General features: G+C 31.9%; 25 protein-coding genes. 16 read left to right on the forward strand and 9 right to left on the reverse strand.

Translation table 11 applies throughout. The features are described 5' to 3' along the window. Positions 1 to 156 precede the first annotated feature (156 nt). From LPB248_RS04635 to LPB248_RS04645, 3 genes are read left to right on the forward strand one after another with little or no spacing between them, the layout of a single operon-like run. Positions 157 to 840: a cell division ATP-binding protein FtsE gene (locus tag LPB248_RS04635; protein ID WP_177212503.1), complete on the forward strand. Its 684-nt coding sequence runs from the start codon at positions 157 to 159 to the stop codon at positions 838 to 840. Beyond that, entirely contained in the window at positions 840 to 1,721 is an 882-nt protein-coding gene (locus tag LPB248_RS04640; RefSeq protein WP_177210410.1) for a glycosyltransferase family 2 protein, read from the forward strand. The genes LPB248_RS04635 and LPB248_RS04640 overlap by 1 nt, the downstream gene beginning before the upstream one ends. Further along, a complete protein-coding gene (locus tag LPB248_RS04645) occupies positions 1,722 to 2,648 on the forward strand; it encodes a glycosyltransferase family 2 protein (RefSeq protein WP_177210411.1) in 927 nt (308 codons plus the stop codon). It abuts the gene before it with no gap. Here LPB248_RS04645 and LPB248_RS04650 read toward each other — a convergent pair. Further along, positions 2,631 to 3,038 (reverse strand): sugar 3,4-ketoisomerase, encoded by a 408-nt coding sequence (locus LPB248_RS04650; protein WP_255463010.1) that lies wholly within the window; start codon positions 3,036 to 3,038, stop codon positions 2,631 to 2,633. The two genes, LPB248_RS04645 and LPB248_RS04650, sit on opposite strands and share 18 nt — an antisense overlap. Next, on the reverse strand, positions 3,038 to 4,120 hold the full coding sequence (locus LPB248_RS04655; protein ID WP_177210413.1) for a glycosyltransferase: 1,083 nt from the start codon (positions 4,118 to 4,120) through the stop codon (positions 3,038 to 3,040). Before LPB248_RS04655 ends, LPB248_RS04650 begins: the two co-directional genes overlap by 1 nt. A gap of 45 nt (positions 4,121 to 4,165) precedes the next feature. Here LPB248_RS04655 and LPB248_RS04660 point away from each other — a divergent pair, with 45 nt between their 5' ends. Then, positions 4,166 to 5,302: a glycosyltransferase gene (locus tag LPB248_RS04660; protein WP_177210414.1), complete on the forward strand. Its 1,137-nt coding sequence runs from the start codon at positions 4,166 to 4,168 to the stop codon at positions 5,300 to 5,302. A 4-nt stretch (positions 5,303 to 5,306) separates the two neighbouring features. Here LPB248_RS04660 and LPB248_RS04665 read toward each other — a convergent pair whose 3' ends face one another. The 7 genes from LPB248_RS04665 to LPB248_RS04695 all read right to left on the reverse strand — a co-directional run bounded on the left by LPB248_RS04665 (position 5,307) and on the right by LPB248_RS04695 (position 11,982). Next, positions 5,307 to 6,041 (reverse strand): acyltransferase, encoded by a 735-nt coding sequence (locus LPB248_RS04665; RefSeq protein ID WP_177210415.1) that lies wholly within the window; start codon positions 6,039 to 6,041, stop codon positions 5,307 to 5,309. After that, complete coding sequence (locus LPB248_RS04670; protein ID WP_177210416.1) at positions 6,038 to 7,531, reverse strand: oligosaccharide flippase family protein; 1,494 nt, start codon at positions 7,529 to 7,531, stop codon at positions 6,038 to 6,040. The genes LPB248_RS04665 and LPB248_RS04670 overlap by 4 nt, the downstream gene beginning before the upstream one ends. Then, entirely contained in the window at positions 7,531 to 8,643 is a 1,113-nt protein-coding gene (locus LPB248_RS04675) for a DegT/DnrJ/EryC1/StrS family aminotransferase (RefSeq protein WP_177210417.1), read from the reverse strand. The genes LPB248_RS04670 and LPB248_RS04675 overlap by 1 nt, the downstream gene beginning before the upstream one ends. After that, positions 8,640 to 9,587 carry a GNAT family N-acetyltransferase gene (locus tag LPB248_RS04680; RefSeq protein ID WP_177210418.1) on the reverse strand — a complete coding sequence of 316 codons (948 nt, stop codon included), beginning with the start codon at positions 9,585 to 9,587 and terminating at the stop codon, positions 8,640 to 8,642. The genes LPB248_RS04675 and LPB248_RS04680 overlap by 4 nt, the downstream gene beginning before the upstream one ends. A gap of 2 nt (positions 9,588 to 9,589) precedes the next feature. Further along, entirely contained in the window at positions 9,590 to 10,192 is a 603-nt protein-coding gene (locus LPB248_RS04685) for a trimeric intracellular cation channel family protein (protein WP_177210419.1), read from the reverse strand. An 85-nt stretch (positions 10,193 to 10,277) separates the two neighbouring features. Further along, the gene (locus LPB248_RS04690) at positions 10,278 to 11,129 is read right to left on the reverse strand and encodes a hypothetical protein (protein WP_177210420.1); all 852 of its coding nucleotides are present in this window, start codon (positions 11,127 to 11,129) and stop codon (positions 10,278 to 10,280) included. A gap of 109 nt (positions 11,130 to 11,238) precedes the next feature. Beyond that, positions 11,239 to 11,982: an RDD family protein gene (locus tag LPB248_RS04695; protein WP_177210421.1), complete on the reverse strand. Its 744-nt coding sequence runs from the start codon at positions 11,980 to 11,982 to the stop codon at positions 11,239 to 11,241. A gap of 20 nt (positions 11,983 to 12,002) precedes the next feature. On the opposite strand from LPB248_RS04695, the gene LPB248_RS04700 reads away from it, so the two are divergent. The 12 genes from LPB248_RS04700 to LPB248_RS04755 all read left to right on the forward strand — a co-directional run bounded on the left by LPB248_RS04700 (position 12,003) and on the right by LPB248_RS04755 (position 25,708). Then, the gene (locus LPB248_RS04700) at positions 12,003 to 12,983 is read left to right on the forward strand and encodes a stage II sporulation protein M (protein ID WP_177210422.1); all 981 of its coding nucleotides are present in this window, start codon (positions 12,003 to 12,005) and stop codon (positions 12,981 to 12,983) included. Positions 12,984 to 12,992: 9 nt separating this feature from the next. Continuing rightward, positions 12,993 to 13,769, forward strand: coding sequence for a DUF4129 domain-containing protein (locus LPB248_RS04705; protein ID WP_177210423.1), 777 nt, complete (start codon positions 12,993 to 12,995; stop codon positions 13,767 to 13,769). Beyond that, entirely contained in the window at positions 13,762 to 14,964 is a 1,203-nt protein-coding gene (locus tag LPB248_RS04710) for a DUF4350 domain-containing protein (RefSeq protein WP_177210424.1), read from the forward strand. Before LPB248_RS04705 ends, LPB248_RS04710 begins: the two co-directional genes overlap by 8 nt. A gap of 103 nt (positions 14,965 to 15,067) precedes the next feature. After that, positions 15,068 to 16,081, forward strand: coding sequence for an AAA family ATPase (locus tag LPB248_RS04715; RefSeq protein ID WP_177210425.1), 1,014 nt, complete (start codon positions 15,068 to 15,070; stop codon positions 16,079 to 16,081). 83 nt (positions 16,082 to 16,164) lie between these two features. Further along, the gene (locus LPB248_RS04720; RefSeq protein WP_177210426.1) at positions 16,165 to 17,496 is read left to right on the forward strand and encodes a DUF58 domain-containing protein; all 1,332 of its coding nucleotides are present in this window, start codon (positions 16,165 to 16,167) and stop codon (positions 17,494 to 17,496) included. Positions 17,497 to 17,615: 119 nt separating this feature from the next. Continuing rightward, the gene (locus LPB248_RS04725; protein WP_177210427.1) at positions 17,616 to 18,701 is read left to right on the forward strand and encodes a phosphoglyceromutase; all 1,086 of its coding nucleotides are present in this window, start codon (positions 17,616 to 17,618) and stop codon (positions 18,699 to 18,701) included. 185 nt (positions 18,702 to 18,886) lie between these two features. Beyond that, positions 18,887 to 19,675 (forward strand): TrmH family RNA methyltransferase, encoded by a 789-nt coding sequence (locus LPB248_RS04730; protein WP_177210428.1) that lies wholly within the window; start codon positions 18,887 to 18,889, stop codon positions 19,673 to 19,675. Between the two features lie 251 nt (positions 19,676 to 19,926). Continuing rightward, positions 19,927 to 22,146 carry a RelA/SpoT family protein gene (locus LPB248_RS04735; RefSeq protein WP_177210429.1) on the forward strand — a complete coding sequence of 740 codons (2,220 nt, stop codon included), beginning with the start codon at positions 19,927 to 19,929 and terminating at the stop codon, positions 22,144 to 22,146. 88 nt (positions 22,147 to 22,234) lie between these two features. Beyond that, entirely contained in the window at positions 22,235 to 22,699 is a 465-nt protein-coding gene (locus LPB248_RS04740) for a Fur family transcriptional regulator (protein ID WP_008462215.1), read from the forward strand. A gap of 93 nt (positions 22,700 to 22,792) precedes the next feature. Continuing rightward, complete coding sequence (locus LPB248_RS04745; protein WP_177210430.1) at positions 22,793 to 24,064, forward strand: adenylosuccinate synthase; 1,272 nt, start codon at positions 22,793 to 22,795, stop codon at positions 24,062 to 24,064. A 55-nt stretch (positions 24,065 to 24,119) separates the two neighbouring features. Next, on the forward strand, positions 24,120 to 24,704 hold the full coding sequence (locus tag LPB248_RS04750; protein WP_177210431.1) for an NUDIX domain-containing protein: 585 nt from the start codon (positions 24,120 to 24,122) through the stop codon (positions 24,702 to 24,704). Positions 24,705 to 24,820: 116 nt separating this feature from the next. Beyond that, positions 24,821 to 25,708, forward strand: a complete 888-nt coding sequence (locus tag LPB248_RS04755; protein WP_255463011.1) for an alpha/beta hydrolase — start codon at positions 24,821 to 24,823, stop codon at positions 25,706 to 25,708. The last annotated feature ends 61 nt before the right edge of the window (positions 25,709 to 25,769 follow it).

Raw genomic sequence — 25,769 nt, forward strand, 5'->3', positions numbered from 1 at the left:
GTTAGGAGCTTTTGACATATTAATTAAAATGAACTAAGGCTGATTATACGATTTAAATTTTCGTCCTTTTTCTAGAACTTTTCTTAAGAAATGATTGAAATTTATTTTGAATACAAGCGTTATCTTATTACTTTTACCATTCAAACCAATTTTATTATGTCACAAACCGTACTATCTCTTAAAGAAGTCACTATATATCAAGAAGGAAGAAAAATTATATCTCATATTAACCTAGATGTTAACCATGGTGAGTTTATCTACATTATCGGGAAAACCGGTTCTGGAAAAAGTAGTTTCCTAAAAACTTTATATGCTGATTTACCGTTAATTGAAGGTGAAGGACATATTGTTGAATTTGATTTGGCTACTTTAAAAGAAAACGACATTCCATATTTAAGACGTAAAATCGGAATCGTATTTCAAGACTTTAAACTACTTCCAGACCGTTCAATCAAAGACAATATGCTTTTTGTTTTAAGAGCTACAGGATGGGTCGAAAAAGAAGCCATGCAGCACAAAATTGATGAAGTTTTGGATAAAGTAGGCATGAAAGACTTTATGAACAAAATGCCCCATCAGCTTTCTGGCGGAGAACAGCAACGTGTTGCGATTGCAAGAGCATTGCTTAACGATCCAGAGTTTATTTTAGCTGACGAACCAACAGGAAACCTTGATCCTCAAACCAGTTCTGAAGTATTAGAAGTACTAAAAGCAATCAATGCTGCAGGTAAAACTGTTATCATGGCAACTCACGATTATGCTTTATTAATGAAATTCCCATCGAAAACATTAAAATGTGAAGATGAAAGAATCTTCGAAGTGGTGCAAAGAAGCGTGTAATGCTTTCTATTTTAATTCCGGTTTACAATTATGATGTTTTTGCTCTTGTAGAAACGTTATATGAGCAAACTTTAGAATGCCATATTCCTTTTGAAATTATTTGTCTGGACGATGCTTCACAAGAGTTTACTATAGAAAACCAAAGAATTAATCAATTCGAAAATACCTGTTATTCTATTTTAGAAAAAAATATCGGACGAAGCGCAATCCGAAATCTATTGGCTCAAAAAGCAGTTTATGAAAATCTGCTTTTTCTGGATGCCGATACTATTCCTGTCCACCGTAATTTTATTTCGAAATATATTTCAGAAATAGAAAACAAAATTGTTTTTGGTGGACTTTTGTATGAAAATAAAAAGCCACTCCCAGAACAAATTTTACGCTGGATTTATGGAAAAAAAAGAGAAGCCCTAAGTCTATCAGAAAGAAATAAAAACCCATCAAATACTGCATTGGTTTCTAATTTATTGATAAAGAAAGAAATTCTTAATCACTTCCCTTTCGATGAAAATCTAACAAAATATGGTTATGAAGATCTGCTTTTTTTTACCGTTTTAAAATCCAATCAAATTGAGATTAAACATATTGAAAATCCTGTTTTTCATTTAAATTTAGAATCTTCCTGTTTATTTCTAAACAAAACAAAAACTGCATTAGAAAATCTAGTTCTTTTAGATTATTTGAATAAGATATCGAAAAACGAAAGTAAAATCATTGGTTCTTTTGACTTCTTAAAAAAAATAAAACTGATTTCTATTTTTAATTTAGTTTTTAAAAAATCGAAACAAAAAATTGAACGAAATTTGCTTTCAAACAAACCTTCGCTTTTTCTGTTTGACATTTACAAATTAGGTTATTACTGTTTTCTTAAAACAAAATAAATGGCTTTCTTTTCAATCATAATTCCGCTTTACAACAAAGAAAACTTCATTCAAAATACGATTCAAAGTATTTTGAATCAAACTTTTCAGAACTTCGAAATTATTGTTGTAAATGACGGATCAACGGATAAAAGCGAAGAGAAATTACTTCAATTTAAAGATTCTAGAATCCATTATTTTAGCAAAAAAAATGAAGGTGCTTCTGCAACTAGAAATTACGGAATCGAAAAAGCAAATTCTAATTTCATTACTTTTCTTGATGCAGATGATTATTGGTATCCAACTTTTTTGGAAACTATGTTTACCAATATTTCAAAACTTCCAGACCAGAAAGTGTTTTCTGCTGCTATAGAATTTGATACTTCAAAAAAAATAATTCCGGCAGAGTATTCTATTCTCAAAACAAATGAAGAATTTGAAATTATAAATTACTTTAAATCCAGTATAAAAGAATCTGTTCTCTGGACTTCTAGTTCTGTCTTTCATAAATCTGTTTTCCAAGAAATTGGAAAATTTGACACCAAAATTAAAAGTGGCGAAGACACTGATTTATGGATTCGAATTGGACTAATTTATCCAATTGTGTTTTCATGGAAAATTTTGGCACGTTATGTTTACGATTCTAAAAGTTTATCTAAAATAAACAATGTAAAAGAAAACATTGATTTTTCGAAATTTGAAGAGGTCGAAAAAACAAATTTAGACCTAAAATACTTTTTAGATTTAAACCGTTTTTCACTTACTGTAAAAAGCAAGTTAGCTGGAGAAAAGCAACTTTTTTACAACTATTACAATCCAATTGATTTAAAAAAAATTGGCTGGATGAAAAGAACTTTGTTGCTTTTACCTGCATTCGCTTTACGTTTTTTAATTTCTTTTAAAACCTTTTTAGCAAATTTAGGAATTGGATCATCTGTCTTTAAATAATCGAAACTTTTTGTATTCTCGAATATAATCTTCTTCGCTAAATTCGCCAGAAGACAAAACAAGACAAACACTTCCTGAAGAGAAATTTTTAAGTTCACGCCAAATTCCAGAAACAATAAGCAAACCTACATTTGGCTTATTTAGTGTAATTGTTTTTATACTTTTTCCGTCTTTCAAAACCACGTCAAAACTACCGCTCAAAGCGATTAAAAATTCTTGCTGTTCAATATGTGCATGTCCTCCCCTTTTGCTTCCGCTTGGTATATCGTATAAATAATATACCCTTTTAGAAACAAACGGAATTGTATTGCCTTCTACAACCGAAAGATTTCCTCTTCGATCCTGAATTTTAGGAATTTCAATCAATTGAATGTCTGAAATATTTGTCATTATTGAGAATTTAGAAGATTTTTCCATTGATCTGAAATAGGTTTTAAAGACAAATGTTTTACGCTTTCAGCAGCATTTTGTTTGCAAAAATGATACAATTCGGCGTCATCTGCAAATCGATTCATTGCTTGAGCAAGAGCTTCAGAATTGTGATTTTCGACCAATAAACCATTAAATGCATTCTGAATAATTTCTCGCGGTCCAGAATTACAATCAACGGCAATAACAGGCGTTCCTAATGCCAAAGATTCTACTATTGATAAAGGGAAACCTTCGTATTTACTGGTCAAAATCGTAAATTTTGCTTCACGAACCTCATCGAAAGGTGTTGGTTTAAAGGGAAGAATTTTTATATAATCATTTAAATTCAAAGTTTTTATTTTCTGTTGGATAAAATCTTCATCATCTCCAGATCCCATTAAATGCAAACGATATCCTTTCTCATATATTTTTGATTGCAAAAAAGCGTCTAACATCAAGGTGAAATTTTTCACTTTTTCTTCAAATCGTCCAAAATATAAGATTATTTTTTGCGGTTCTAAAACTGCTTTTTTCAATTCTTCTTGAGCAATAAAAAAAGGATTGTAAATTGTAATTGTATTTTCAAATCCATACCACTTCTTCACTTTTTCTTCAATCGTTTTTGAAACGCAGATCACAGTATTTACGTCCTTATAAAGTATTCGCGACCAAATTTTTGAAGAAGGAAAATAATCCTTAAAATTAAAGCTATGGACAATGTAATAGACTTTTGAATCGCGGTAAATAAAGTTCGTAATTAATTCGCGTAATAAAACATTTTTAGGCCGGCTGTCGATCACAATATCAATCTTATTTTGGACTAAATAATTTCTTAGCAATTTCCCTTTTCTTAATTTTCTAAAAACAGAAAACGAACCTAAACTTTCTTTTTCTAAATTGAATAAAGTTCCTGTATACTCATAATCTACATCATCATTAATAACAATAGAATGAACTTCAAAACCAGAACTTTCTAACATAAAAGTAAGCAAAGCAGCAAAACGTTCTGCACCTCCTTTTCCTAAGGAAATTGAAACAATAGCAACTTTCTTTTTATTCATGTTTTTAAGCGAAAAAGTAAATATATTTGTCAAATATACATATAAATGAAAGTTTTACTGGTAGGCGAATACAGCCATTTACACAATTCTCTAAAAGATGGTTTGCAGGCTTTAGGACATGAAGTTTTTATTATTGGTCACAATGATGGTTTTAAAAATTTTCCTGTTGATTTTCCTATTCAAAAAAAATGGGATTCTGGCTTTCTGAAAAAAGTAAAAATTGGAATTTATAAAATCTCTGGATTTGATATTAGTTCGTATCTAACCTTTAGACAATTTTTAAAATTCAAAAAACAATGTTCTGGTTTTGATGTTGTACAGCTGATTAACGAAAACAGCTTTTATTGCACTTATTATTTTGAAAAAAAAATCATTTCAAACCTCTTAAAAAACAACCAGGAACTATTTCTTTTAAGTACAGGTTACGATTATTTGAATGTGAAATATTGTTTTGAAAATCCTGATTTTAAATCTGTAATTCCGTTATATCTTAATCATAAAATTGATAAAAAATCTTTTGGAAATGTTTTAAAATTCCGAGAAAAAGCTTTTTTCAAACTGCATCAGTTTATCTATAAAAACATTCGTGGAATTATTGCTACAGATTTAGATTACCATCTTCCATTAAAAGGAAATGAAAAATATTTAGGAATGATTCCGAATCCAATTAATATTGATAAACTTCTTTTTAAGCCGTTAGAAATCACTAATAAAATCATCATTTTTCACGGAATCAATAATGAGAATTATTTAAAAAAAGGAAATGATTATTTTGAAAAAGCGTTAGAAATAATCGAGCATAAATATGCTTCTAAAGTAGAAATTATAACAGTTCGAAGCGTTCCTTATGCTGAATATATCAATCTGTACCGTAGTTGTCATATTTTGCTGGATCAGGTTTATGCGTACGATCAAGGCTACAATGCACTGGAAGCAATGGCAAAAGGGAAAGTAGTTTTTACAGGCGCCGAAAAAGAATTTACCGCGCAATATAATCTTTCTGAAAAAGTGTGCATAAACGCCATTCCAAACGTAGATGATCTGGTAAATGAGTTGTCTTTTTTAATTGAAAATCCACACGAAATTATTGCCATTGGAAAACGTGCGAGAGCTTTTATTGAGAGAGAACATCGCTTTGTGAAAATTGCGCAAAAATATATCGAAATGTGGACTGTTAACTAATGTTTTAGATTATTAACCATCTGTCCATATCTTCCAATTCTCCTTTCCAATCTCTCGAAATATTATTTTTAAGCAGTTTCGCAGGAATTCCTCCAATCAAAATATTTTCTCCCAATATAGAATAATCTTTAGTACATAAACTGTTTGAAGCAATTGTACAATAATCCGGAGTTATTGTACCCTTCATAATTGAAACTCTATTACTAATAAAATTATAATTCCCGATTTGTATTGGAGCAGTCATTTTGTAGATTTCACCGTTTTCGGTATCAATCATTGTGTGAAAATTGGTATCCATTAGCTGACATTCAGAACCTAATCTCGCATAATTTCCAAAACTAATTTTTTCGACACAAATCACTTTTCCATTAGATGCAATTGAGGACATATGGCCAAACTCACAAAATCCGCCTTTTTTTATATAGACAAAATAGTCTTTTCCAAATTGCACATGTCCATTAAATGTTAAGCTGCCTGATAGATTAATTTCTGCTATTCCTTTATGCACGGTGTTCATTTCATAAGGTTGTCCAAAACCAATCATTGCCTTGCGAATTGGTGCATTAATAAAAATCTCTCCTGATAAAGAAGTAAACTTAACTCTTCCATAAAAGAAAACTGGAAGCTTTTTAGCAACACCAAATGGAAATTTCTTAAAATTAAAATACAAAGTTTTAGTCCAGTTTACTGAATAATAAAATTTCAACTGATTATACAGAAGTCTCAACCTTGCTTTCATGATTCCTTTTTGTTATTTCTGAATACTGCACTTACAATTTCCTTTAAATAGATTTCTCTATTCATTTCATATAAAAAATAAGCAATCGCAATCATGCAAAGTATTCCCATCAATAGAGATCTTAAAATTGTTAATTCAATATATCTCGCAAAAAAGCTGGCAATACATAATAAAAAACAAATCGAAAAAGTGACGCTGATTTTTTTATTCAAATAAAAGTCATAATTCTTTTTAGTAATTAATTTCAAAGCAAAAAAATGAAAAACAGAATAAATTAAAAAACTGATTCCCAGTCCCTCTAAACCATAAAAATAATATCCAACTATATTCAGCGCAAGAGATAAGGTGTTAAATGCAATTGCTGTTTTTGTAAACATTGCAGCATCTCCTTTAGCAATCAAAATATATCCCATTGCAAATGAAACTGCTCTAAAAAGCATTCCAACAATTCCAAAACAAACCATAGAAACTATCACGATAAATTTAGAAGTATATAAGGCCTTAATAATAAATGGGACGAATGTTAAAAATAAAACTATAATTGGTGTAATTATTAGTATTGAAATATAGGATTGCTGTAAAACAACAGTTCTTATTTTGGTATTATCACTATTTATTGCTGCTAATCTAGGATAGTAATCTGTACTCATAACTGTAAAAATTATCCCCACATAAGAATTCAACAAAGTAAAACCAGCGCTATACAATCCAACTTGTTCTGTACTGCTTACATTGCTTATATAAATCTGGGTAAGATAAGCCGATAATAACGTTAATAAGGAGCTTACAGTAAGCATTATTCCGAGTTTGACAATACTTTTCCCTTCACTTAAAAGCTGTTTTGTATCAATATTTTCTTTTTGCAATCTAATTTTTGATGCATAATAAAATGAAAAAACTAGTGCGATAAAAGAACTTAAAATAATAGTGGGAACAATGGCGTCAATCCTAAAAAAATAATAAATAGGAATCGAAAATAACAACCCAAACAGATTTCCATACAAATTAGCTTTTGCTAATAATTTGAGTTTTCTTAACCCCTGTAAAACAACCATCTGACTAGATGTCAATTGCTTAAAAATTAAAGTTATAGACAGAAAAATGAGAGCGTACATTTGATCATCATTTCCAAAACTTAAAATGCTTATCCATTTTGAAAAAACAATGGTTAAAAAAGCTCCAAAAATGCCCGCAAAAAACATTATTTTTTTTACTATTTCTGCAATTTTAGAAACCGATTTAATATTATCATCCTTATAATTTTCAGAAATGCTTTTTATGGCGCTAGTTTCAATTCCTAACCCAGTTACGCCGCCTATTAAATTCAATGTTGAATTTAGCAAAGCTATAATTCCCATTCCTGAAGGTCCAATAAATACTGCAATTATTTTAGTTCTGATAACTGAAAATAAAATGGTTAAAAACTGCACACTTCCAAGAATAGAAGTTGCTTTTAAAATCTGCTGATATGAAGCTTTATTATCAGACATTAAAATTCATTAATAATTTTAATAACATAATCCACTTCAGATTCAGTCAAAACCGGACTCATTGGCAAGCTTAAAACCTCTTTATGAATCTTTTCCGTAATCGGAAATGATAAATTATTCCATCCTAAACTTTCGGAAGAAAAAGCTTTTTGCTGATGTGGTGGAATCGGATAATGAATTACGGTTTGGATCTTGTTTTGAGCTAAATACTCTTGCAACTTTTCTCTATTTTCTGTTCGAATAACAAACAAATGAAAAACATGATTGCTAGAAAAATCCCAGAACGGAAGTATTATTTTATTGTTTTTAATTTCAGCCAAATAACGTTTTGCAATAGTTCTTCGTTTCTCATTATCCGAATCTAAGTTTGGTAATTTCAAATTCAAAAATCCAGCTTGCAATTCATCTAATCTTGAATTTATACCGATATATTCGTTGTGATATTTTTTTTCTGAACCATAATTTCGAAGCGAAAAAAGGACTTCTGCTAATGCTTCGTCATTTGTTGTAATTGTTCCGCCGTCGCCTAAACAACCCAGATTTTTCCCAGGGTAAAAACTGTAAGCCTGAGCCGAACTTAAATTGTTATTTGTTAATTGTTGGTTATTAATTACTCCATGTGATTGCGCACAATCTTCTACAACAATTAAATGGTGTTTTTCTGCAATCTCATTTATTGCTTCCATTTCAGCCAATTGTCCGTATAAATGAACCGCTAAAATGGCTTTTGTTCTTGAAGTAATTTTCTCCTCAATTAAATCTGGATTTATGTTATAGGTTTCTAATCTAGGCTCGACCAAAACGGGAATCAAATCGGCTTGTAAAATAGCTAGAATACTTGCAATGTAGGTGTTTGCGGGAACAATAACCTCATCCCCTTTTTTAAGTCTTCCGAGTTCAATATATCCTTTAAAAATTAAAACTAAAGCATCAAAACCATTTCCTACACCAATACAATATTTTGATTCACAATATTGCGCAAAAGCTTTTTCAAATGTTTCCACTTCTTTTCCTAAAATATACCACCCGTTTTCTAAAACCAATTTCAGTTTTTCCTGAAATGCAGTTTCATATGGTTCGTTTATTTTTTTTAGATCTAAAAATGGTATCACTTTATTGCTATTTTATAAAAATCCTGATTGTAAACCGTACAGCCTAATTCTTCTTTCTGCGCCAAAAGTCCAAGATTATATCCAGATTCATTTTCATCATCCACAATTCCCATATCAAAAAAGTGTTTCCCTTTTCGTTTGTACTTATGAATCAGATTAATGAATAAAAAGTCTAATGCTCTAAATTCTTCTCCAATTTTTGAAGTGGCGCCATATTGCGATTTTACAACATTTTTGGTTTCAAAAATCGTTATTCCCGCTATAATTTCGTCATTTCTGTAAGCAGAATATTGTCTGATATTTTTAGGAAATTTAGATCTTAAAAGTGAGATTTCTTCTTTGGAATGAACTGGTTTTGCACTAAATTTTTCTGCTAATCTCGGCTCCAAAATTTTTTCCCAAAAAGGATCAAAATTTTCTTCTTCAAAAATATCTAAATCCAAATTTTCAATTCTTCTAAAATGCTTCATTTTACTTTTAGAAATCTTTAAAGAAGCTGTAAGATTAATTGCCAGATTCATTTCTTTTCGTTCTAGAACTGCTCCTCTTTTCATTAAGAAAAAGTCCGCTTCTTTGTTTCCTTCAGAAAAATAAAAATCTGGAATAGGTTTATAATAAAAAGTATCGATTTTGTTCTCTTTCAGAAAAAATAAAATTTCGTCTAAAATTAATTCAACTTTTACTGCTTTCAATTTTGGTAAATAAACCAAACCTCCATAAGTAAGTCCTTGATGCGAATAAACAGCATTTTCTTTTTTATTGGCTGGTAAGACAGCTCGCAGTTTTTCTTCTTCAAAAATTAAAAGAGAAAAATCTTCAAAACGATCTTTGTGATATTCCATAAAATCGCGATGAAACAAAAATGTAGCATTTTTAGCTTGAGCAACAAAATCGTTCCAAATTGAATAATCGTCTTGAGAATACTTTTTTATGGTATATTTCATATTTACTTATGATCAAATGCTTTTAAATGCCATTTGTATTTAACCGCCATTAATCTGATGATAATGATAACCAGCGAAGTAACCAAATACAATATATCATCTTCTAAGTTTAGTTTTCGTAGTCCAAAAAATACAATTCCGCCAAAAATACAGATCGTCGCGTAAATTTCTTCTCGAAAAACGTTTGGAATTTCGTTACATAAAATATCTCGAATTACACCGCCAAAACAAGCCGTCATTGTTCCTAATGCAATACAAATTGCCGGATGAAGACCTGTTACAATTCCTCTTTCAAGACCTATCAAAGTAAAAACTCCGAGCCCAATTGTATCAAAAAGAAACAATGAGGTTCGAAGTTTATCGAAACTTTTTCTAAAAAGAATTGCTAAAAAAAATCCTAAAATGATCACATACACATATTGCATGTCACGCATCCAGCCAACAGGAGTTCTTCCGATTAAGACATCGCGAAGTGTTCCGCCTCCAACGGCAGTAACAAATGCAATGATAAAAACCCCAAACGGATCGAGTTTTTTATGCATTGCGGTTAAGGCGCCTGACATTGCAAATGCCATTGTCCCAATAATATCAAGTAAGTGAAACATTTTTTTTGAGTTACAAAGATGCAAAGGGTCAAAGTTACAAAGTTGCAACGAATAATCTTAACAACTCTCGCTCATAAAACATTCCTTATTTTTTTACGTAAATCGGACTTCTTTTTAGCAAATACGTAATCGAATCCATCCAACCGTCTTTTACCGCCAAGAATGGCTTGCGGGTTTGCGAATAGATTTTGTCAGTATTTCTATACATGTCAAAATAAACCGTATAGTAGTAATACGTCTGATTGTTTGCTGTTGTTGTAGAAATGTCGTTTGTAGTTACTTTTTTGTTGTTATTGCTCACTTTCGCATTTCCGCTATTATAAGTAGTAGCTGTAGTACCTGTTCCAATTGTATATGAAACTTTTGCGGCCACAATATTATCAACTCCTAATATTTTTTCTAGATCCTCAATTGGCGTTTCATCAATGTTCGTATGATCTATTCCTGCTTTGTGCAATAAGCTATTTGTGGTTCTTAAATCCTGAACTGTCAACGGAAAAATGTTAGAAGATTTGTCTAACAATTTGTTATATAAATCGTTTTGAGCAAATTTTGCCATATCCTCAGAACCTTGTTGATTATCTGCATTTACATAAGGAACTGGCAATACCGCAATTGTATTGTGTTTCATATCTGCACTCGCAATACTTTGAGAGGAACTCTGAGAAGTAGTGCTTGCATCTGCAGAAACATCAAAGGTTTGAGATCTTCCACTTGCAAAATCGATTTTAGCAATCTGCGAAACATCTAGCGAAATCTGAACCGTTTCGCCAGGAAGTGAATATTCTACTGTTTTATCAGACATTTTTAAAACGGTACATTCAATAATCTGATAATCTCTTTTTATAATTTTATCTAATTTTTTTCCGCTTTGAGCAAAACTAACAAAAGCAGACAATAATACTAATAAGAATAAAAATGGCTTTGTAACTTTCATTGTATTGGAAATTTTATGAATTAATTATGTACATATAAATTTACGAATAAATCTTAAACAATTATCAGTAAAAACCCGAAAAAATCATCAATTATTCAAAGAAAAAAAATCACATGTTCTGTGTATAAAAATTATAATCTTTTAAAATTACCCTAATAAAATCGCTATTGTTTCCTGATTGATTTTTAATCCCCGTAACACTTTCGATCTTAGCAACCAATTTGTAAATAATTTCATGATCGTTTTTAGCCACCGCTTTTTGAAAAGTTTCTTTAATAATACGCATATCATTATCTGAAAGTTTAATTACCAAAGGATAAGTTGGAACATAAGCTTCTCCAATTTCTTCCAAAATAGTATGGCTGATGTTAATTCTATTCTTCAAAGTAATAACCGCAGTTCCGGCTGCCATATCGCCCAATCTTTGCGATTTCTGACTTGTAATAACTGAGATAAGTCCGGGAAGTCCGAAAAAGGTAAAAAAGTCTATCACTCTAAAAAACCAGCGGATTAAATAGTCTCCAAAACCAGCCTGATAACCATCAATTTTTACGACTTTAATTTTCAGTAATTTTTTTCCAAGTGACTGTCCTTCAAAAACACTTTCTAAAACTAACGAATACACTATAACTGGCGAATAGAGTAATAAAAAAATGGCTCCTCGTGACCAGCCATCCAAATTGACCATCAATCTATCGAGCTGTAACCAGTCAAAAAGAATTATCGAAAGCGCCGTTATATAGCAGATTACGATGAACAAATCGATAAAGAAAGCACCTAATCTTTCACCTACAGAAGCAGCAATAAAATTTATTTTGACATTTTGTGTCGTATTAATAGATAATTCTGACATATTTCATATTTTAGCCTACAATGAGAGAAATCGCCTTTATAAAACAAAACAGAGAAAAGTGGCTCGAGTTTGAGCTGGCAATTTTTGGTAAAGCTAAAAAAAATCCTGATGAATTAGCTAATTTGTACATTCAAATGATGAATGATTTGTCGTATGCTCAAACGTATTACCCTAAAAGTAAAACGGTTGTATACCTCAATCATCTCGCCTCTCAGATTTATCAGAAAATTTACAAAACCAAACGCACTGACCAAAATCGCTTAATAGATTTCTTTAAAACCGAAGTCCCTTTATTGGTTTACGAATACAGAAGATATTTGGTTTATGCTTTTGTTTTATTTTTTGTTACGGTTTCAATTGGTGTTCTTTCTGCTCGTTATGATCGTGATTTTGTCCGCTTAATTTTGGGCGACGAATACGTAAACATGACTTTAGAAAACATCAAAAAAGGCAATCCGATGGCCGTATATGGTTCTGGCAGCAATTGGGGAAGTTTCATCGGAATTACTGTAAATAACTTATTTGTAGGAGCCAAATGTTATTTCTATGGCATTTTTGCGGGAATCGGAACTTTTAATGTTTTTCTTCAAAACTGTATTATGCTGGGTTCTTTTCAATACTTTTTCTACGAACAGGGCGTTTTTTGGAAAAGTGTGCGAGGAATTTGGATTCATGGTTCTATGGAAATTTTCGCAATTGTAATCGAAACAACTGCTGGATTTATTTTAGGAGCTTCTATCCTATTTCCTAAAACTTTTTCGAGAATGAATTCTTTTAAAATAGGTTTTAAAAACAGCTTTAAAATATTCTTAAGCACATTCCCCTTTACCATAAGCGCTGGTTTTTTAGAAGGTTTTATTACTCGATATTCTATCGATATGCCCAATTGGCTAAGCAGTTTTATTATCTTAGTGACGCTTGCAATAATTTCGTTCTATTACTTGATATACCCTTTTATTGTACACAAAAAAGTTCACTCTTTAACCGCCGAAAAACTTTAAGACCAAGTAATGACAAGATTATTTTTTATTTTATCTTTTCTTTTTTGCTGCAGTATTTCTCAGGCTCAGGATACTATTATCATGGCTCAAGATCCTCCAAAAATTAGCGGAATTAAGTATACCGAAAAAGATATTAAGGTAGATTCTAGCAATATACAGATTAGACATTTTGAAAAGGATTTCAAAAAAAAATATACTGATAAAGATTTTGTCTACGAATACAAAGCTCCCGAAAAAAGCTGGTGGGATCATTTCAAACATTGGCTAGCAAGACAAATTTTTAATTTCTTTAATTTCAGCAGTGTAAAAACGTCTCTCAATTTTGTTTCTATTCTATTTAGAATAATTGCCATTTTGGTAGTTATTGTCCTAATTTATTTTATCGTTAGAGCTTTAACCAAGCAAGAAGGAAGATGGATTTTTGGCAAAAATGCCAATAAAAGAACATTGTTTTATTCTGATGCCGAAAAAAACATCCATCTTTTAGATTTTGAAAAACTCATTAAAGAAAGTATAGAAGCTGGCGAAAAAAGAATTGCTATACGTTATTACTATTTATGGCTTTTAAAAGTAATGGCACAGCATCATTATATTGAATGGGATATCGAAAAAACCAATTCTGATTATTTGTACGAACTTTATAACCCTGCTCATAAAGAAGAGTTTACTTATCTTTCTTATCTATACAATTATATTTGGTATGGAGAATTTGAAATTGATGATGCAACATTCAGAAAAACTGAAAACAGATTTAAAAAAGCATTAAAAACCTTTGGTAATGGATAATAAAATTAAAATATACATTGCTATTCTGGTTTTAATTTTCGGAATAACATTACTCGTAGACAAAGGAGAGCCAAAACCTATTGATTGGACTCCAACCTATTCTGTTGAAGACAAAATCCCGTTCGGATTGTACGTTTTCGATCAAGAAGTCGAAGGTATTTTTAAACAAAAAGTGGAAAGAATTTCAACACAGACTCCTTACGAATATTTCGATTCTCAATATGATGATAGAGAAAATGTAGAATCGTATAGAATTAAAGGTACTTTCATGAATATTTCTGAAGCCGATAATATTGACGAAGGTTCGATGAAAGAAATTCTATATTTTGTTTCGCACGGAAATAACGCATTTTTAAGCATGAAAGTGTTTCCGAAAACGTTACTAGATTCTTTAAAAATTGAGCTAAAAACCGATTTTATGCCTAATGACAGTATTTCGACTTGGATGGCAAACAAAAAAGTTAGCACAAAAAAATATACTTTAAATACTGGATTAAGTGATTATTTTTCTAAAATAGATACTTTAAATACAAAAGTTTTAGGATATCAAATCAATCGTAAAAAAGAAAAACAGGTCAATTTTATAGAAGTCCCTTATAAAAACGGTTATCTCTATCTGCACACACAGCCAGTGGCATTTACCAATTATAATCTGCTAAAAAAAGATCATTATCAATATGCAGAAAATGTACTTTCTTATATTCCAAAAGGAAATATTTTCTGGTACAATAAACCTTTTAACGATAAGCGAATTTCAACTTCTCCGCTCCGTTATATTTGGAGTCAGCCCGCTTTAAAATCGGCGTGGTATTTAGGCTTAATCGGAATTCTAATTTTTATGATTTTTAATGCAAAACGCAAACAGCGTATTGTGCCTATCATAAAACCATTGCAGAATTTAACGGTTGATTTTACCAAAACTATTGGTAATTTATATTATCAAGAAGGAGATCATACTAATATTATTGATAAAAAGATTATTTACTTTTTAGAAAAAATTAGAACCGATTATCTGCTTGATACTAGCAAACTCGATGACGATTTTATAACCAAATTGCATTATAAAACAGGGAAAGACGAAAAAGATATACGCGATGTGATTCAGCTAATCAATGATCATAGAAATAGTTATCATGGAAGTCTTGAAGAAGATTTGATTAGAATTAATACAGCAATAGAAAAGATTTTACATTAATTTATTTAGTCATACATTAAAAGAATTAAAATGATTTTATAAAAAATAATCTGCGTTAATCATTTTAATCTGTGGCAAAAAACATAAAATAACTGACCAAATTATGGACGATATCAATACAACATCAGGCGAAATCACAAATGAAAATGTGAATTTTGAAACAAGAATTAATTTAGGACCGCTTTTAGATCACGTCAACACGATCAAAAAAGAGATTGAAACAGTAATTGTAGGACAGCACAAAATGGTAGATCAACTTTTGGTTGCTATTTTGTCAAATGGTCACGTACTTTTAGAAGGTGTCCCTGGAGTTGCCAAAACAATAACAGCAAAATTATTGGCTAAAACCTTAAATATCGGTTTCAGCAGAATTCAGTTTACACCCGATTTAATGCCTTCAGATATTCTGGGAACTTCTATTTTTAATTTGAAAAGCTCAGAATTCGAATTCAAAAAAGGGCCTATTTTCTCTAATCTGATTTTAATTGACGAGATTAATCGTGCGCCAGCAAAAACACAAGCCGCACTTTTTGAAGTTATGGAAGAGCGCCAAATTACAATTGATGGTTCTGCCTATCAGTTAGACGCACCGTTTTTGGTTATTGCTACTCAAAATCCAATTGAACAGGAAGGAACGTATCGTTTGCCAGAAGCGCAATTGGATCGTTTTCTTTTTAAAATCACCATTGATTATCCAAAATTAAACGAAGAGATTTTAATCATTCAGAGAGAACATACTTTGCAAGATCACGGAAAATTGGATGCAATAAAAACAATTCTTTCTGCTGAAGAAATCAAAGAATATCAAGGTTTGGTCAAACAAATTAGAGTGGAACAAAATCTGTTAGAATACATTGCCAGAATTGTGGTAAACACACGCGAAAATGCCTTTTTATATTTAGGAGCTTCGCCTCGTGCTTCAATCGCCATTTTAAATGCATCAAAAGGTTTTGCTGCAATCCGAGGACGCGATTTTGTTACTCCAGAAGATATTAAAGAAGCAGCGATTCCCGTTTTACAACACCGTGTTATTGTAGCACCAGAACGCGAAATGGAAGGGATTACGAGTTCAGAAATTATTAAACAGATTATTGAAACGGTGGAAATACCAAGATAGTTTAAGTTTTCAGTCGTAGTCTCAGTTTACCGTAATTCTGAGACCAAAATTGAAGCTGAAAACTGAGACCGAAAACTAAAAAAATGAAATTCATAAAAAGTCTATATCTGAACAATTTCTTTTTCTATATACTGATTGGTATTATAGGATTGTTTGTCTGCGCTTTTATTTTTCCGAATATGTATCATGCAGTTTGGCTGCTAGTTCTAGGTTTAATTACTTTTTTGGGACTTGATATCTTACTTTTATATTTAGCAAGAACAGGACTTGAAGCTGAAAGAATTACGCCCGAAAAACTATCAAATGGAGATTTAAATCCGATAAAAATTAATTTAAAAAACCATTATACTTTTCCTGTTTCGGCTAAAATTATTGACGAGATTCCGTTTCAATTTCAGGTTCGCGATTTTAAAATTGTAAAAACAATAAAAGCAGCAACACAAAAAGAAATTGGTTATGATCTTCGTCCAACAGAACGTGGAGAATACCATTTTGGCTCTTTGAATATTTATGTTTCATCTCCATTAAGATTGATTTCCAGAAGATTTATTTTCGACAATGGTCAAATGGTTCCAACATATCCATCTTATATTCAGCTAAGAAAATACGATTTAATTGCTTTTTCGAATAATCTGTTTCAATACGGAATTAAAAAAATACGTCGCATTGGTCATACCATGGAGTTTGAACAGATTAAAGAATACGTTCAGGGCGACGATTTACGAACTTTAAACTGGAAAGCTACAGCCAAAAGAAATTCCTTGATGGTTAATCAGTTTCAGGACGAAAAATCGCAATCGGTTTACATGGCAATCGACAAAGGTCGTGTGATGCAAATGCCTTTTGATGGATTAAGTTTGTTAGATTATGCGATTAACTCTTCTTTGGTTTTATCTAATGTGATTTTGAAAAAACAGGACAAAGCGGGACTTTTTTCTTTTTCTAAAAAAGTAGAAAATAGAGTTTTTGCAGAAAGAAGAGGCTCACAGATGCAGAAAATTCTTGAAACGTTATACAACGTAAAAACCGATTTCTTCGAAAGTGATTACAGCAGATTGTACGTTGATATTAAGAAAAATATCAATCAGCGAAGCTTAATAATTTTGTACACCAATTTCGAAACCATGGACGGTTTAAACCGCCAATTACCTTATTTAAAAGGAATTGCCAAAAGTCATTTATTGGTTGTGGTTTTCTTTCAAAACACAGAACTGAATTCAATCATCAATAAAAAAACAGCAACAATTCAGGAAGTGTACGACAAAGTAATTGCCGAAAAATTCATGTTCGAAAAACGATTAATTGTAAACGAACTCAAAAAATACGGAATCCATTCTGTTTTAACACAACCCGAAAATCTTACGCTTGACGCTATTAATAAATATTTGGAGATTAAGTCGCGAGGGATTTTGTAGGCATTTTAATCTGTTAACTTATGGTTATTTTACAGATTGGCTTTACTGTTATCTTTATTATTAAATTAGTTTTGAAATAAAATATCAATCTGAATATAACAACTTAAAAACAGATAAAAATGAAAAAGACAATTCTAATTCTGTTCGTTTTATTAGGCATTCAATCTCAAGCCCAAAAAACAGAAAATATCATCATCATCACTACAGACGGTTTTAGATGGCAGGAAGTTTTTAAAGGACTTGATCCTGCAATTGCCAACGATAAAAAATTCAATCAGGGAGACAGCGCTTACATTTATAAAAAATATAGTGATGCTAATGTAAAAGAAGCGCGCAAAAAACTAATGCCTTTTTTCTGGTCTGAAATTGCTACTAAAGGTCAGATTTATGGAAATCGTGATTTAGGAAACAAAGTCGATGTTGCCAATCCGTATTGGTTTAGTTATCCTGGTTATAGCGAAATCATGACTGGAAATGTAGATTTAAAAGTCAATTCAAACGGTTACAAAGCCAATCCGAATGTAAATGTTTTGGAATTTTTAAATAAGCAGTCTAAACTAAAAGGAAAAGTTGCTGCTTTTGGCGCTTGGGATGCTTTTGACAGAATCTTAAACGAGGAAAGAAGTGGATTTCCTGTAATTTCAGCATTTGATAAAGTGGGCGGAAATAAACCAACAGCAGCGCAACACTTATTAAATGAGATGCGTGACAACTCTTACAAACCATTTCATATGGATGAATGCCTAGATGTTTTTACGCATTATGAGGCAATGGATGAATTAAAAAATAAAAAACCAAAAGTACTTTATATCGCTTATGGCGAAACCGACGAATGGGCGCATCATGCACAATATCGTTCTTATTTGGACGCAGCCAATCAAGTTGATAAATGGATTCAGGAAATATGGAATTTTGTTCAAAATGATCCACAATACAAAAACAAAACGACGCTTTTTATAACAGTCGATCACGGGCGCGGAGACAAAGTAAAAGCACAATGGACCGATCACGGTTCTGATGTTCCAGGTGCTTCAGAAATTTGGTTCGCAGCAATGGGACCAGAAATTGCAGCAAAAGGCGAAATCAAGACAAATTCTCAACTTTATCAAAAACAGTTTGCTCAAACTTTGGCAAAATTGATGGGATATGATTTCAAAACCGATCACCCTGTAGAAACTGAGATTAAAGAAATTTTTGAGAAATAGTTTTTAGCCACGAATTACACGAATTTTCACGAATTATAATTGAACATAATCAAAATAAATTTGTGAAAATTCGGGTAATTCGTGGCTAAAAAAACTTTATTACTATACCTACAAGGTTTTAAAAACCTTGCAAGAAGAAAAAAACTCAGTACCTTAGCGCCTTAGAATCTTAGTCGCTTAAAAAAATGAAACAAATCACTTCAATTCAAAATCCGTTTATCAAATCTTTGGTTTTACTTCAAGAAAAATCCAAAGCCAGAAAACAAACCGGCACATTTTTGATTGAAGGACAACGCGAAATTTCATTAGCCATAAAAGGTGGTTACGAAATTGAAACTGTTCTATTTTTACCAGAATTAGTTTCAGAATCAGAAATCAATAAACTGATTCAGAATTCATTTCAGATTATCGAAATCAATAAAGAAGTCTACCAAAAACTAGCTTATCGCGATACCACAGAAGGAATTTTAGCTGTAGCGAAAACTAAATCTTTAAAATTATCCGATTTAAAGTTATCTGATAATCCATTAATTCTGGTTGTCGAATCTTTAGAAAAGCCAGGTAACATCGGTGCTGTTTTGCGTACCGCCGATGCAGCCAATTTAGATGCTGTTTTGATAGCCAATCCGAAAAGCGATTTATACAATCCGAATATTGTGCGATCTAGCGTTGGATGCCTTTTTACCAACCAAATCGCAACTGGAACATCAGAAGAAATTATTGCTTTTTTGAAAGAGAAAAAAATCAATTTCTACAGTGCGACTTTACAAAATTCAACTTCATATCATACACAAAACTTTACTACTCCAACTGCTTTAGTCGTAGGTACAGAAGCTACTGGTTTAACCCAGCAATGGCGTGACGAAGCAACTCAAAATATCATTATTCCAATGCAAGGCGAAATTGACAGTATGAACGTTTCTGTTGCTGCCGCTATTTTAATTTTCGAAGCAAAAAGACAGAGAGGGTTTTAGTTTTAAAGGCTCAAAGGGACAAAGGTTCTGAGGTTCTGAGGTTCTGAGGTTCAAATTAAAAGTCTTCAACTTTTAATTTTTAATCTTCAATTTTTAGTTTAAAAAAATAACTGCTTCAATGTCAGGCTGAGCCGAGTCGAAGCCTTATTCCTACATGGAAAAATCTAAAATCTGCACTCTAAAATCTACAATGGCAAAGCCTTGCGTATGTTCAAACTAATTCTTATTTTTAGTACTTGAACTATGCCGTTATGACAGAAATAGATATAGAAAAAGAAAACAAAGCTATTGCGCAGGAATACAAGGAATTACTTCGAATAAGTTACCAAACTTTAAGCCCTACTGACAAGAAATTAATTAGAAAAGCTTTTGATGTTGCCGTTGATGCTCACAAAGAACAAAGACGTAAATCGGGCGAAGCCTATATCTTTCATCCTATTGCAGTTGCAAAAATCGTTGCCTCAGAAATTGGTCTGGGTGCGACCTCTATCGCCGCGGCCTTACTTCACGATGTTGTCGAAGATACACCAATGACAGTTGAGGATATTGAACGTTTGTTTAACCCAAAAGTGGCACAGCTGGTTGAGGGACTTACGAAGATTTCGTTAGTTCAAAAAGATTTGAATGCCTCAATGCAGGCTGAGAATTTCAGAAAAATGATTCTAACGCTGAATGATGATGTTCGTGTGATTTTAATTAAGCTTGCCGATCGTCTTCATAATATGCAAACAATGGATTCGATGGCGGAATACAAACAAACCAAAATCGCATCTGAAACTTTATATATTTATGCTCCCCTTGCCCACCGTTTGGGATTGTATAATATCAAAACCAAATTAGAAGATTTAGGATTAAAATATACTGAACCTGCAGTTTATGACGATATCGTAAGTAAAATTCGTGAAACTAAGGAAGAACAGGATGCATACATCAAAGATATTTCGGATGTTTTGAAAAAATCTTTAGACAATGAAGGTGTAGATTACATCATCAAAGGGCGTCCAAAATCGATTTATTCTATTCGTCGAAAAATGCGTGCTCAAAACGTAACTTTCGATGAAGTTTACGATAAGTTCGCTCTTAGAATTGTATATAAAGCCGATCCGCATGAAGAAAAATTTATTGCCTGGAAAATATATTCTATCGTAACAGATCATTATAGACCAAGTCCGAGCCGTTTGCGTGACTGGATTTCATCTCCAAAATCGACTGGTTATGAAGCGCTTCACATTACCGTAATGGGTCCAAAAGGACGTTGGGTCGAAGTTCAGGTTCGAAGCGAACGTATGGACGAAATCGCCGAAAAAGGATATGCAGCGCATTACAAATATAAAAACGGCGCAACAGAAGAAAGCGGTCTGGATACTTGGCTGAATCTTCTTCGCGAAGCTTTAGAAAACCCAGAAACCAATGCAGTCGATTTTGTGGAAGATTTTAAAATGAATCTGTATTCTAAAGAAATCTTCGTCTTTACGCCAAAAGGAGAAATCAAATCGCTGCCAAAAGGTGCCACTTCTCTTGATTTTGCTTTCAGCATTCACTCTGAAATCGGAATTAAAACTCGAGGAACTCGTGTAAACGGTCGTCTAGTGCCGTTGAATTACGAATTAAAAAGCGGTGATCAAGTTGAAGTAATTACTTCTCCAAACCAGAAACCAACCGTAAACTGGTTGGAATATGTAACCACTTCTAGAGCTAAAAATAAAATCAAAAACGTTCTAAACGAGAACACCAAAAAAATTGCAGAAGAAGGAAAAGAATTACTTGTTAGAAAATTAAAACACTTAAAAGTAACATTCAACGAACAAGTTACCAACGAGTTAGTTAACTTCTTCAAATTAAAAACAAGTTTAGATTTATTTTACCGAGTTGGAATTGGTGCGATTGAAAATCAGCAGTTAAAAGATTATGCTGCGCAGAAAAGCAATTCGTTTATCAATTTCTTCAAAAATAAAATTAAGCGAACAAAAGACACTGCAGACGAGGACATTCATAAACCCGTCATCAGCAGCAATTATGACATGTTGGTTTTCGGAACCGAACATGACAAGTTAGACTATAAACTTTCGCAATGCTGTAACCCAATTCCTGGTGACGATGTTTTTGGTTTTGTTACCATTAATGAAGGAATAAAAGTGCATAAAAAAGATTGCCCGAACGCAATTGGAATGCAGTCTAATTATGCTTACAGAATCATGAGTGCCAAATGGATTGACTCTTCTCAAGAAGAATTTAAAGCCATTATCAATATTACAGGAATGGACGTTTTAGGACTTACCAACCAATTGACAAAGGTAATTTCCAACAATATGAGCGTAAACATTCAGAGTATTTCGTTAAGTACCGATGCAGGAATTTTCCACGGACAAGTTGCTGTGATTGTTAAAAACAATACGATTTTGAAAAAAATGATTAGCGCTATCAAGAAAATTGATGGGGTCGATAAGGTTACTAGAGAGTATAGAACCTAACTTTTTAGGGAAACTATAAGAATTTTGTAACGAAACTTTAAACCCGAAACTTTTATTCATTAAAAATAAAAAATTATCTTTGCCAGATATGACACTTATTTCAACTGACAACACTAAGAATCAAGAAATTGTAAAAAATGTTTTTACACTATATCTTGAACAAAAAGGGCATCGCAAAACTCCTGAGCGTTATGCTATACTTCAGGAAATTTACGATAGCGAGGAGCATTTTGATATAGAGAACCTTTACATCAAAATGAAAAACAAAAACTATCGTGTGAGTAGAGCTACTTTATACAACACGATTGAGTTATTGTTGGACTGCGCTTTGGTTAGAAAACATCAATTTGGGCAAAATCAGGCTTACTACGAAAAATCATATTTTGATAAACAGCACGATCACATCATTATGACAGATTCTGGTGAGGTAATTGAATTTTGCGATCCAAGAATTCAAACCATCAAAAAAACTATCGAAGAAATTTTTGATATTGAAATCACAAATCATTCGCTTTATTTCTACGGAAACAAAAAGCAAAATTCAAATTCATAGTCTTTAAACAGACTTTTTCAAAAAATTAAAAAAGAAAATTAACTACATAATCAGTAGGACGACTTAGATTGTCCCAACGCAAATTAAAACAGAATGACCGTAGATTTATTACTAGGATTACAATGGGGAGATGAAGGTAAAGGAAAAATTGTTGACGTACTTACCTCAAATTATGATATTATTGCACGTTTTCAAGGAGGACCAAATGCAGGACATACATTAGAATTTGACGGAATTAAACACGTACTTAGAACAATTCCTTCTGGAATTTTTCATAAAAACTCAGTAAACATCATCGGAAATGGTGTTGTAATTGATCCTGTAGTTTTTCAAAAAGAAATTGAAGGGTTAGAAAAATTCAACCTTGACATCAAAAAGAAATTAATCATTTCTAGAAAAGCACATTTAATTTTACCTACTCACCGTTTGCTTGATGCAGCTTCTGAAGCTTCAAAAGGAAAAGCAAAAATTGGTTCTACTCTTAAAGGAATTGGGCCAACTTATATGGACAAAACAGGTAGAAATGGTTTACGTGTTGGAGATATCGAATTAGAAGATTTCAAAGATCGTTACAGAGCTTTGGCTGACAAACACGAAGCGATGATTGCTTTTTACGATGTGAACATCCAATACAATTTAGCTGAATTAGAAAAAGAATTCTTTGAAGCTATCGAAGAACTTAAAAAATTAGATTTTATTGATAGTGAAGAATACATGCACCAAGCTCAAAAAGCTGGAAAATCTATTCTTTGCGAAGGAGCTCAAGGATCTTTATTAGATGTTGATTTCGGAACTTATCCTTTCGTAACTTCATCAAATACTACTGCTGCTGGAGCTTGTACTGGTTTAGGAATTGCTCCTAACAAAATCAAAGAAGTATACGGAATTTTCAAAGCTTACGTTACACGTGTAGGTAGCGGACCTTTCCCAACGGAACTTTTTGACGAAGTTGGTGCTACAATGGCTAAAGTGGGTAACGAATTTGGTTCTGTAACAGGAAGACAAAGACGTTGCGGATGGTTAGACCTTGTTGCTTTAAAATATGCAGTTCAAGTTAATGGAGTTACTCAGTTAATGATGATGAAAGGTGATGTTCTTTCTGGTTTTGAAACTTTAAAAGTTTGTACAGAGTATAACTACAAAGGACAAAACATTTCTCACTTCCCTTATAACATTGAACCAGAAAACGTTACTCCGGTTTACAAAGAGTTTAAAGGATGGAAACAAGATTTAACTGGATTAACATCTTACGATCAATTACCAATTGAGCTAAAAGAATATATTGAGTTTATTGAAAAAGAAATCGAAGTGCCAATCAAAATTGTATCGGTTGGACCAGATAGAAAACAAACAATAACAAAATAATACATTTAAACGCTCTGATAATCAGGGCGTTTTTTTTTATGAAATAATTTTTCAGATGAGAAAGAATCCAGAAATCGAAATAACAGACACCAAATTATTATCCGATAATTGGTATATATTAAACAAAGTTACTTTTAACTACAAAAAGGAAAACGAAAAAATAGAATCTCATATTCGCGAAGTTTACGATCGCGGAAATGGTGCTGGAATATTATTATATAATACCGCTAAAAAAACAGTTGTACTAACAAGACAATTTCGTTTACCGACTTATCTTAACGGAAATAAAACAGGAATGATGATCGAGGTTTGTGCAGGACTTTTAGACAAAGACAATGCCGAACAAGCTATTATTCGTGAAACAGAAGAAGAAACGGGATATCGTTTAACAAAAGTTCAAAAAGTAATCGAAACCTATATGTCTCCAGGATCTGTAACAGAAATTTTGTATTTGTTTGTGGGAGAATATGATGAAAACATGAAAGTAAGTTCTGGCGGAGGCCTTGATGCTGAACAGGAAAATATTGAGGTTTTAGAATATACTTTTGATGAAGCTTACGCCATGATTGAATCTGGAGAAATCACTGATGCAAAAACTATTATGCTTTTGCAGCATGCAAAAATTAAAGGTTTGATTTAAAAGTTTTTGAGTATTTTAGGGTTACATTATCAAAATAAATTTAACCTTTTTTAAATAATAAAATGACCGTATCTAATAAGCAAAAATGTATTAGAATAATCATACTATTTTTTCTAATGATAAATATTATCGCATACTTTCATGCTTATAAATTTACTCATTTCACAAAAGATAATTCTGAAAAAACTAAAACTCCTGATAGACTCACCAAATTTGAAAAAGTAAAAACATTGTTTCTTGGAGTAAACAATCCCAAACCAAAGAACAAAAAAGTTCCAAACCAAAAATATCAAACCTTACGATTAAAAAGTAATAAAGAGATTGAATGCTGGCTAATTCAAAACACCAATTCAAAGGGAACAGTAATACTTTTTCACGGTTATGGATCTGAAAAATCGTCCATGTTAGATAAATCAGATGAATTCTTAAAATTAGGTTTCAGCACTCTGCTAGTTGATTTTATGGGAAGTGGTAATTCTGAAGGCAATCAAACTACAATAGGCTTTAAAGAAGCTGAAGAAGTAAAAACCTGTTTTAATTATGTCGCTTCGACTGGAGAAACAAATATTTATTTATTTGGAACTTCTATGGGAGCTGTTGCTATAATGAAATGCATTAACGACACCAACATAAAACCAAAAGGTATAATCATAGAATGTCCATTCGGATCAATGTATCAAACTGTATGCGCTAGATTTAAGAAAATGAATGCCCCTACTATTCCAATGGCTGGAATTTTACTTTTTTGGGGTGGCATACAAAATGGCTTTTGGGGTTTTAATCATAATCCATCAGAATACGCAACAAAAATACATTGTCCAACTTTATTACTTTACGGTGAAAAAGATAAAAGTGTCAGCAGATTAGAAATTGACGAGATTTATAAAAACCTGAAAGGCTTAAAAAAATTACGTATCTATAAAGATACTGGACATGAAAATTATCTATTAAAAAACAAAACTCAGTGGAGTCAGGATGTCAATGCTTTTTTAACATCAATCTAAAAATGTAAATCCCGAAACCAATTCAAAAAATTATGTAACCCTTTTCAGCTATCAGATTTAT

The organism is Flavobacterium sp. LPB0248, from assembly GCF_013388355.1.
Lineage (GTDB): Bacteria > Bacteroidota > Bacteroidia > Flavobacteriales > Flavobacteriaceae > Flavobacterium.